This window comes from Nitratireductor soli, from assembly GCF_001050155.1.
In the GTDB taxonomy this organism is placed as follows: domain Bacteria; phylum Pseudomonadota; class Alphaproteobacteria; order Rhizobiales; family Rhizobiaceae; genus Nitratireductor; species Nitratireductor soli.
The window spans coordinates 322,294-331,482 of the sequence record NZ_LFVY01000003.1; the positions used below are offsets into that span (position 1 = coordinate 322,294).

Annotated in this window: 4 protein-coding genes and 3 pseudogenes; 3 read left to right on the forward strand and 4 right to left on the reverse strand. The window is 64.4% G+C overall.

Annotated features, from left to right (window positions below):
* The first annotated feature begins 6 nt into the window (after positions 1-6).
* Together AB843_RS05645 and AB843_RS05650 are read left to right on the forward strand one after the other, a co-directional pair.
* On the forward strand, positions 7-942 hold the full coding sequence (locus tag AB843_RS05645) for a Gfo/Idh/MocA family oxidoreductase (protein WP_082143666.1): 936 nt from the start codon (positions 7-9) through the stop codon (positions 940-942).
* A 23-nt stretch (positions 943-965) separates the two neighbouring features.
* The gene (locus AB843_RS05650; protein WP_048645795.1) at positions 966-1,853 is read left to right on the forward strand and encodes a DUF1932 domain-containing protein; all 888 of its coding nucleotides are present in this window, start codon (positions 966-968) and stop codon (positions 1,851-1,853) included.
* 54 nt (positions 1,854-1,907) lie between these two features.
* Here the strand turns inward: AB843_RS05650 and AB843_RS05655 are convergent, their stop codons facing one another.
* From AB843_RS05655 to AB843_RS05665, 3 genes and pseudogenes are all read right to left on the reverse strand, one after another.
* Complete coding sequence (locus tag AB843_RS05655; RefSeq protein ID WP_048645852.1) at positions 1,908-5,126, reverse strand: 4Fe-4S double cluster binding domain-containing protein; 3,219 nt, start codon at positions 5,124-5,126, stop codon at positions 1,908-1,910.
* A gap of 154 nt (positions 5,127-5,280) precedes the next feature.
* Positions 5,281-6,771, reverse strand: coding sequence for an aldehyde dehydrogenase family protein (locus tag AB843_RS05660; RefSeq protein WP_048645853.1), 1,491 nt, complete (start codon positions 6,769-6,771; stop codon positions 5,281-5,283).
* Between the two features lie 455 nt (positions 6,772-7,226).
* Positions 7,227-7,592: pseudogene (locus AB843_RS05665) on the reverse strand (ATP-binding protein); the annotation flags it as partial.
* A gap of 87 nt (positions 7,593-7,679) precedes the next feature.
* Here AB843_RS05665 and AB843_RS25480 point away from each other — a divergent pair.
* A pseudogene (locus AB843_RS25480) lies at positions 7,680-8,886 on the forward strand (IS3 family transposase).
* Between the two features lie 77 nt (positions 8,887-8,963).
* On the opposite strand, the pseudogene AB843_RS25970 reads toward AB843_RS25480, so the two are convergent.
* Positions 8,964-9,167 (reverse strand): annotated as a pseudogene (locus tag AB843_RS25970) (IS110 family transposase); the annotation flags it as partial.
* Positions 9,168-9,189 lie beyond the last annotated feature (22 nt).

A 9,189-nucleotide genomic window follows, 5' to 3' on the forward strand; every position in this document is an offset into this window, starting at 1 on the left:
ACTGCGATGGTGCGGATCGGTATCGTTGGCGAAGGCGCGATTGCCGACACGCATATGCAATCGCTGTCGCGCATAGCTGGAATCGAGGTCGTGGCGCTGGTCCACGGCGAGGCGATGGCGGGGGCTGCCTTTGCCGCCAAATGGAACATCGCCACGGCCTCGGCCGATCTTGATGCCATGCTGGAGCGCCGCGACATCGACGCGGTGATCATCGCCAGCCCTTCGGCGCTGCACCCGGACCATGCGGCCAGGGCGCTGAGCGCCGGCAAGCATGTGCTGGTGGAAATCCCGATCGGCCTCGACCTGGCCGCTTGCGAGGAACTTGCCGCCCTGAGCGACGCGCGCGGCGAACAGGTAGCGATGGCGGCCCACACGCGGCGCTTCTCGCCAGCACACCGCCATTTGAAGGCGCAGATGGAGGACGGCTCGTTCACCCTCCAGCACCTGGTGGCGGAGACCTATTTCTTCCGCCGCACCAACCTCAACATGCATGGCGAACCGCGCAGCTGGGTCGACAATCTCCTGTGGCATCACGCCTGCCACACGATCGACCTGTTCATCTGGCTGACCGGCGATCCCGCGCCGCAGGCCTTCGGCCAGGCCGGGCCGCCGCATCCCGAGCTTGGCATCCCAATGGATATGAGCATTGGGCTGAAGGCCAGGAACGGCGCGCTGCTGTCGCTCGCCCTGTCGTTCAACAATCAGGGTCCGTTCGGCGGCTTCTATCGCTATATCGGCGACAGCGGCACGTTCCATGTGTTCCGCGACGAACTGACGGATCACGAGCGCATGCCCATCCAGCTTTCGGGTGCCGCCTTCCTCGACCAGGACCAGGCTTTCATCGACGCCATCAATGGCGTGCGGCCGGCGCAATCGACGATCCGCGACGTGCTGCCGGCCATGCGCGTCATCGACCGTATCGACGCCCTTCTTCAATCCTGACTGCCAGAAACGGACGCCCGCCCATGCAGACCATTGCCTTTGTCGGATTTGGCGAAGCAGCGAACGCCTTTGTCGATGGCTGGGGCGTGCAGCGGCGACGGCTGGTTAAGGCGTTCGACATCAAGACCGACAATGCCATGGAGAACGTGGCGGCCGGCAAGCACGCCGATTATCTCAATGCCCGCATTTCCGGCTGCACGACGCTGGGAGAGGCGCTTGATAACGCCGATCTCGTCTTCAGCACGGTGACCGCCGACCAGGCGCTGGCGGCGGCCCGCAACACGGCAGCGCTTATCGGCCCCGGTGCGTTCTATCTCGACATGAATTCCTGCGCGCCGGCCTCCAAGCGGGCGGCGGCCGAGGCGATCGAGGCTGCCGGCGCGCGCTATGTGGATGTCGCGGTGATGTCGCCGGCGCTGCCGCTGCGCCATCACGCGCCGCTGCTGGTCAGCGGTCCGCACGCGGACGAAGCGCTCGTCATTCTCGAGAATCTGGACATGCGGCCGGCGCTGGCCGAGGGGCCGGTCGGCACCGCCTCGGCGATCAAGATGATCCGCAGCATCATGGTCAAGGGGATCGAGGCACTGGTGGTGGAATGCGTGCTGTCGGCGACCCGCGAAGGCGTCGATGCGGTGGTCCTGCCATCGCTGGAAAAGACGTTTCCGGGTTTCGGCTGGACCGAGCGCTCAGCCTATATGCTCGAACGCGTCATGGTGCACGGCACACGGCGCGCCGCCGAGATGGAGGAAGCCGCCAGGACCGCCGCCGATCTCGGCCTTTCGGGCCGCATGGCGCAAGCCACCGCCGAATGGCAGAAGATCGTCGGCGCATTGGAGCTTGGCGAGTTGAGCGAGGCGGAGAAAGCCGACTACCGGCTTCTGGCGCAGAAGATCCTGGCGCGCCTCGATTGATGTTCAGTTTTTGAAGATTGGGCCCGGCTGGCAACAGCCGGGCTTTTTGGGGTTCTAAAGGTCGAGCACGATGCGTCCGTCGGCGGCGGCGGCGCGCGAACAGCACAGGATCATGCGCTTCTGGCGCTGCTCCTTGCTCAGCACGAAATCGCGGTGCTCCACCTCGCCCGACAGATAGCCGGTCGAGCAGACGCCGCACAGCCCGTCCGAGCATTTGACGTCGATATTGTAGCCGGCTTTCTCCAGCGCCTCGGTGGCCTTCTGATCCGCCGGAACCTCGATCACCGTGCCGGACTTCGCGAGTTCCAGCGTGAACGGATGGTTTTCATATTCCATGCCGTCGGGCACGGAGAAATATTCCCGGTGCAGCGCATCTTCCTGCCAGCCCTTGGCGAGCGCCGTGTCGAAGATCGCGTCCATGAAGGGAGACGGACCGCAGGTGTAGAGGTGATCGCCGGGCCGGTAGTCGCCAAGCACGTCGGCGATGTCGAGCCTGTTTTCGTCGCTGAAATGAAAGCGCACGCGGTCGATCCACGGCACCTCTTCCAGCTCCGCGATGAAGGCCGCCTGGGCGCGCGTGCGCGCCTTATAGTAGAGGATGAAATCGGCCCCGGACCGGTGCAGTTCGTGCCCCATGGCGATCAGCGGGGTGACGCCGATGCCGCCGGCGAGAAGCAGGTGCCGCCTGCCTTCGGCGACGACCGGAAAATGATTGCGCGGCTGCGAGATGACGACCGGCGCACCGGGCTTCAGCATTTGGTGGATCTTCTTCGATCCGCCGCGCCCCTCGTCCTCGTGCAAGACCCCTACCAGATAGGTGTCCAGCTTCAACGGATCGCCGGCCAGCGAGAACTGGCGGATGAATTGCGGCGTCACGGTGATATCGATATGCGCCCCGGCTGTGAAGGCGGGCAAGGGCGCACCGTCGCGCGTCTCGATCTCGAACAGGTCGATCTTGCCGTCCGCCGAGCTTTGGCGCCGGCTCTTGATCCGCGCGACGATGACCGGCGCCGGGCCGGCAAGCTTCTTCAGACCCGGCGTCAGCCCCTCGGTCTCGCCACGCTTGACGCGCGCCTGATAATCCTGGGGATCGAGCAGACCCTTATAGGCGGCGATGCCGGCCTCGCGGTCGACCGGATTGGGCATCGGCAGCGGCAGCGGGGCCAGCGGCGCGGGATAGGCGGCCAGCGTCTGGTCCTCGTATTTCAGGTCGATGTGGCGGTTGAGGTCGCGGCGGTTGGTCTCTGCCGCCTTCACCACCTTGCCGGTGCCGTCATTGGCGATGTCCCACCACCATTTCTTGACCGGGTTGATTTTGCCGCGCCCGACCGCGTCGTCGAGGCGGGCAATCAGCTTGGCAGCCGAGGGAAAATTCATCGCCGCCCAGCGGAACGGCGCCTCGCGGACAAGGCCTTCCAGGTTCCACGGGCAGGTCTTCATGCAGCGGCCGCACATGGAGCCGCCGAGATTGGTGACGCGGTAGCGGGTGCATTTCTCCACATCCGCCTTCCAGATCTCATAACCGTTGAACATCACCTTCGGGCCGGAGGAAATGGCGCCGGAGGGGCATTCGCGGGCGCATTTGTTACACGAGCCGCAGAATTTCTGCAGGCCGAAATCGATCGGCTGGTCGACCTCCATAGGGAAATCGGTGGTCAGGATGCCTGTCTTGAGGCGCGGCCCGAGGAACGGGTTGAGGATGGTTTCGCCGATGCGGCTGACCTCGCCCAGCCCGGCCAGGAGCACGAGCGGCGTCTGGATGACGTCGCTGTCGGCGGCCGAGTGGGCGGTGGCGGAGAAGCCGAGATAGCGCAGATGCTGGGCCATCACGCCGCAGACCAGACCGGCGCGCATATAGGTGCGCATCGACTGGGCGCTGGAAATCCAGTCGTCGCCGCTGGCGCCGTCCATGGTTTCGTAGCCCTGGTCGATCATCACCGAGACGGCCAGCTTATGCTGCACCTTCATCTCGGTGCCGTCCTGGCGGTGCGAATACCAGACCCAGTCGGGCGCGCGCGAGATGCCGCAAATATCCGCGCCCAGGAAATGGAGCGTCGCCTTGATCAGCTCGGCATTGCGCTTCGGGTCTTCATAGCCCTTGGCGCGCTCGGGCGCTTCCTCGCCGCGCTGCAGCAGCGAATAGGTGTTGAGCGCCAGGCGCAGCGCCGCCGCCAGCGGCGCCTTGGCAACCGAGTAGCCGTCCTTCGACGCCTCCATCGGCCCCTTGCCGAGATCACCGAAGGCGGCGCGCAGGAAGAACTCACTGCTTTTCGGCACGCGCGGAATGCGCTCCTCGTCGATATAGGTGGTGGTCTTCTCGACGCGTTTCAGCTTCTCCACAGGATAGCGGCTGTCCTTGAAGTTGCGCTTGGCGAAATCAGTGCGGTTGCGGGCGTTTTTCGGGCTGCCATAGCCGACCCACCAGGCAGCACCCTTGGCGCGCATGCGGTCGGCCAGGCCTTGCGCCCTGAGCGGCGCATCCGGCTCCATCTCCAGCGTCGTCGTCACGGCGGCCAGGCCGAAGCGCGGACCGATGAATGGGTTGGCGATCTCGCCATTCTGTCCGACGCGGGCAAGGCCGGCGGAAACGGCCATCCGGTTGAGATCGAAATCAGTGGTGGTGGCGGTGTGGCTGCGGGCCTCGTAGCCGAGCACGCGCAGATAATTGGCCATGACGGCCGCCGTCTCGGCGCTGCGCAGGGCGGCGCGCCACTCCTGCAGGCCTGCGATCCAGTCGGCGCCCGGCTCATCGATGCCGGGATCGCGCGGGTACTCGACCAGAAAGACGACGGCGTGGGTGTGGTGGTCGAGCGGCCTGTCGGCCAGTTCCAGCGCCCGGCCCATCTGGCGGATCACCGCGCCGGGGTTGAAACGCAGGCGCAGCTTTTCCTCCGAATGGGCGTAGGAAGTGCAGCGCAGCAGCGGGTGCTCGACCCGCTCGGCCAGGTGGTGCACGTCATCGAGCCTGCACACGCCGACCAGGGCGCTGTCGAGGAAGTAGCCGGCAGCCTTCATGTGCTGGGCGCGCTCGCGCGGACTGTCGGGAATCTCGGCACGCAGCGGGCTGTGGTCGCCGTCGCGCACCGCGTCGAGTGCGCACATATAGTCGCTAACCGTTTTGCCCAGATGCAGCGGATCGTTGTCAAAGCTTTCGCGCAGAGTGCCGTTTCCCCTCACCAGGGCGAGATCGGGCATGTCGTCGGTGCGGCCCAGCCGCTCGGAGGGATAGGGCCCGAGATGGACCGGGCGATGAGCGTGGGAAAAAAGTCGCATGAACGTCTCCTCCATCGGCGCGCTGTGCCCAACTCCCAGGCTGACCCAGCGCATTCTCTCATCAAAGTCCATTTGTCGGACCTTGGTTCACAACTAAAAATATCCGCTTGCGCCCTTGCCGGCCCGGTTCAGGCCGGCAAGGGCGCAAGCGCTGTCAGGCGCCGTTCAACCAGCCCGCCGGGGCGGAGATCGAATGGTATCCCTGGAATTCGAGCACGCCCTCATAGCCGAGGTTGCGGCCGATGCCGGATTGCTTGAACCCGCCGAAGGGGCCGCGGCTGTCTTGCGCCGCGGGGCCATGCCCGTTGATGTAGGTATAGCCGGCCTCCAGCTTCCGGGCGATGGCCAGCGCGCGCTCACGGTCCTCCGTCCAGACGGAGGAACAGAGGCCGAAATCGCTGTCATTGGCCAGCCGCACGGCTTCCGCCTCATCGTCGAACGGGATGATCGGCAGGATCGGGCCGAACTGCTCGTCGCGCACGACGCTGAGGCGGGGGTCGGGCCGGAACACCAGCGTCGGCTTCTGGAAGTAACCTTGAGCGTAGAGTTCGGCATCGGGCACGGCGCCGAATTCCCTGACCTCGGCGCCGGCGCTGCGTGCCTCGGCGATCATGCCCTGGACGATGCGGAGCTGCTTGCGGTTGTTGAGCGGACCCATGGTCGTTTCCGGCAGCATGCCGTCGCCGATCACCTGCCGCGCGCAGGCGGCCGACAGGCCGTCGACGACCTCGTCATAGCGCGAGCGGTGCACATAGAGCCGCTTCAGCGCCATGCAGATCTGGCCGGTCGACATGAAGGCGCCAAGATACATGCGCATGAAGGCGGCGGCATCGAGGGTCGCGTCAGGCAGGACGATGGCCGCGTCGTTGCCGCCGAGTTCGAGCGTGACCGGCGTCAGGCGCTCGGCGGCGGTCTTCATCACATGCTTGCCGACCTCGATCGAGCCGGTGAAATTGACCCGCCGGACCAGTTCATGGCCGACCAGCGCGTCGCCGATCTCACCGGAACTGCCGGTGACGACATTGAGCACGCCGGGCGGCAGAAGGCGCGCCATCTTGTGCAGGGTCAATGTCGGCGCCAGGGCCGAATTCTGCGACGGCTTGACGACCACCGTGTTGCCAGCCATCAGCGCCTGCGGCAGCTTGGCGCCGAGAATGGAAAGCGGCCAGTTCCACGGCACGATCAGGGCTGCGACGCCGCGCGGCTGGCGCGTGATGATCGTGTCGAAGGGCGGGCCTGTCAGCGTTTCGTCGGCCTGCAGGCGATCGGCATAGGAGGCCGAGAGGAGAAAGCGATCGCCGAGCCGCGCCATTTCCAGCCGGGCCTCCTTGAGAACCTTGCCGTGCTCGCGGCAGAACAGGCTGGAGCGATAGGCGACGTCTTCCTCGTCGGCAACCAGGATTTCGGCGATCTTCGCCAGCAGAGCGGCGCGTTCGCCATAGGAAGTTCGCGCCCAGGCCGGATAGGCTTCATGCGCGGCGCGCACGGCCGCGTCCACATCCGCCACCGATCCGCGAGCCGCATGGCCGACGCACTCGCCGGGCCGCGCCGGATTGTGAATGGCATAGGTGCGCCCGTTCTCGGCGGGTCGCGCCGCGCCATCGATGAACAGCTCGGTGGTGACCTGTTGCTCGGCTGGTGTCACGAAAAGCCTCCCTTTGGCGCGCAGCAATTGCGTCCCGTGCGCCCAGCAGGATGCGGGGCATGCCACGCGATTTTCGGGAAAGTCGCATAGTCGCGACGTCGCGTCAATAAAAATGGACCATGGTCCATAAATATCAGATGCAGCGCGATACCGTTAGTTGGGGTCGGAACAAGATCTGTTCCCGCAGACACGATAAGACCGAACGCATCACGAACCCGCGTGATGGATCTGTAGATGACGCCGCGCGGCCGGTTGAAAGCATCCGGTAGATGCGAACCAATTTCCCCTTGGAGTTCTGTCAACGGCGGAGCAAAAGTCGGCCATTGGGCGGCGCAAAAGTCGGCCACTTAGCGCCGCAAGCTGGGAACGCCGGGAGGGCGCAGCCCGACCAGAGTTTCTCGCTTGCAGCGTCGGGTATTTCACCGGTGAGCGTTGGCGGTCTTTCGTGCCCGGCTTTACGCCAGGTGGTAGCTTTCGCCGTTCATCTCGAGAATGGTGACGTGGTGGGTAATGCGGTCCAGCAGGGCACCGGTCAGACGCTCGGATCCCAGCGTTTCCGTCCATTCATCGAAGGGCAGGTTGCTGGTGATCAGCGTGGCACCCCGCACATAACGTTGCGAGATCAGCTCGAACAGCAACTCCGCGCCGGTCTTGGAGAGCGGCACGAAACCCAGCTCATCGATGATCAGCAACTGAAAGGAGGCCATCTGCTTTTGGAAGCGGAGCAGACGCCGCTCGTCCCGGGCCTCCATCATCTCGCTGACCAATGCCGCAGCCGTAGTGAAGCCGACGGAGAGCCCCTTCTGGCAGGCGGCCAGGCCTGTCTGGCGTCAGCACCGATGGGGCCAAATCGGCTTAACTGAGAACGGAGGATTTCTGGTTCATCGTAGCCTTTCAAAGGAGCGAAGATGAGACAGAAATCCGGGACACGGAAAGCGCCAGCGGAACAGGTCATCAAGGACATCCGGCGTGCGACCCGCAAGCAGTATTCTCCCGAGGAGACGATCCGCATCGTGCTGGAAGGCCTGCGCGGCGAGGAATCGATCGCCGTGCTGCGCAAGGAGGTCGTCGCCGAACAGGCGCTGGAGTTGCGGCTGCTTAAAAAAAGCGTGATCGCCGATGGGGGCGACGACGAATGAGATACCCCGCATCCGAGAAGCTGGAGATCATCCGCCTGGTCGAGAACTCGCACCTGTCGGCGCGGCGCACGCCGCAGAAGCTCGGCATTCCGCGATCGACCTTCAATCGCTGGTATGATCGCTTCCTTGCCGACGGCTTCGATGGGCTGGAGGATCGCAGGCCTCGGCCGAACCGGGTCTGGAACCGTGTTCCCAATGAGGTGCGTGACCAGATCATCGAGCTGGCGTTGAACGAGCCGGAGCTGTCGCCCCGGGAACCGGCGGTCACCTTCACCGACACGAAGGGCTACTTCGTCTCGGAATCCTCGGTCTATCGCCTCCTCAAGGCGCATAACCTGATCACAAGTCCGGCCTTCATCATCATCAAGGCCGCCGATGAGTTCCATGACAAGACGACAGCGCCGAACCAACTCTGGCAGACCGACTTCACGTATCTGAAGGTCATCGGCTGGGGATGGTTCTACCTGTCGACCGTGCTCGACGACTTCTCTCGCTACATCGTCGCCAGGAAGCTATGCGCCACCATGAAGGCCGGGGACGTCACCGACACGCTGACCATGGCGCTGCAGGCGTCCGACCGTGACAGCGCCAGGGTCGTGCAGCGGCCGCGGTTGCTCTCCGACAACGGCCCGTCTTACGTCTCTTCCGATCTGGCCGAATGGCTGTCCGGCAAGGGCATGGAGCACACCCGCGGAGCGCTCTGCCATCCCCAGACCCAGGGTAAGATCGAGCGCTGGCACAGACCTTGAAGAACCGCATCCTGCTCGAAAACTACTTCCTGCCGAGCGACCTTGAGCGGCAGGTCGCGGCGTTCGTCGATCACTACAACCACCGTCGCTACCACGAGAGCCTCGGTAATCTCACCCCCGCCGACGTCTACTACGGCCGCGGCGACGTCATCATGCTAGAAAGGGAAAGGATCAAACGCGAAACCATCAGACAACGCCGCTTGCTTCATCGAGAAGCGGCCGCCTAAAATGATAACCCTGATGGGCCAGAGCCTCCGTTAGCTCACGCCGCCAATTGTCCCAAAATCCCTGATGACGGACAGGCAGGTATCCAATAGACGCCGGTCGACTCCATCGCGACACTCGTCACCCCGCACGACCGGAACCACGCTGCAAGATCATTCAGGTTTTGCGTAAAGGTGCCGAAAGCGCGCACGGGCGTCTCGCAGGCATCGCGGTCTACCGCGGCCATGTGCATCGTCGACCCGATGTCGATTTGGCCTGCCCCTATGAGGTGGTCCGGTTTCAGTCTTAATGCATGATCGGCTTTC

Excerpts from the sequence above, each read along its gene's own strand:
- AB843_RS05650 (WP_048645795.1), top strand. The coding sequence starts at position 966 with ATGCAGACCATTGCCTTTGTCGGATTTGGCGAAGCAGCGAACGCCTTT.
- AB843_RS05655 (WP_048645852.1), bottom strand. The coding sequence starts at position 5,126 with ATGCGACTTTTTTCCCACGCTCATCGCCCGGTCCATCTCGGGCCCTAT.
- AB843_RS05645 (WP_082143666.1), top strand. The coding sequence starts at position 7 with ATGGTGCGGATCGGTATCGTTGGCGAAGGCGCGATTGCCGACACGCAT.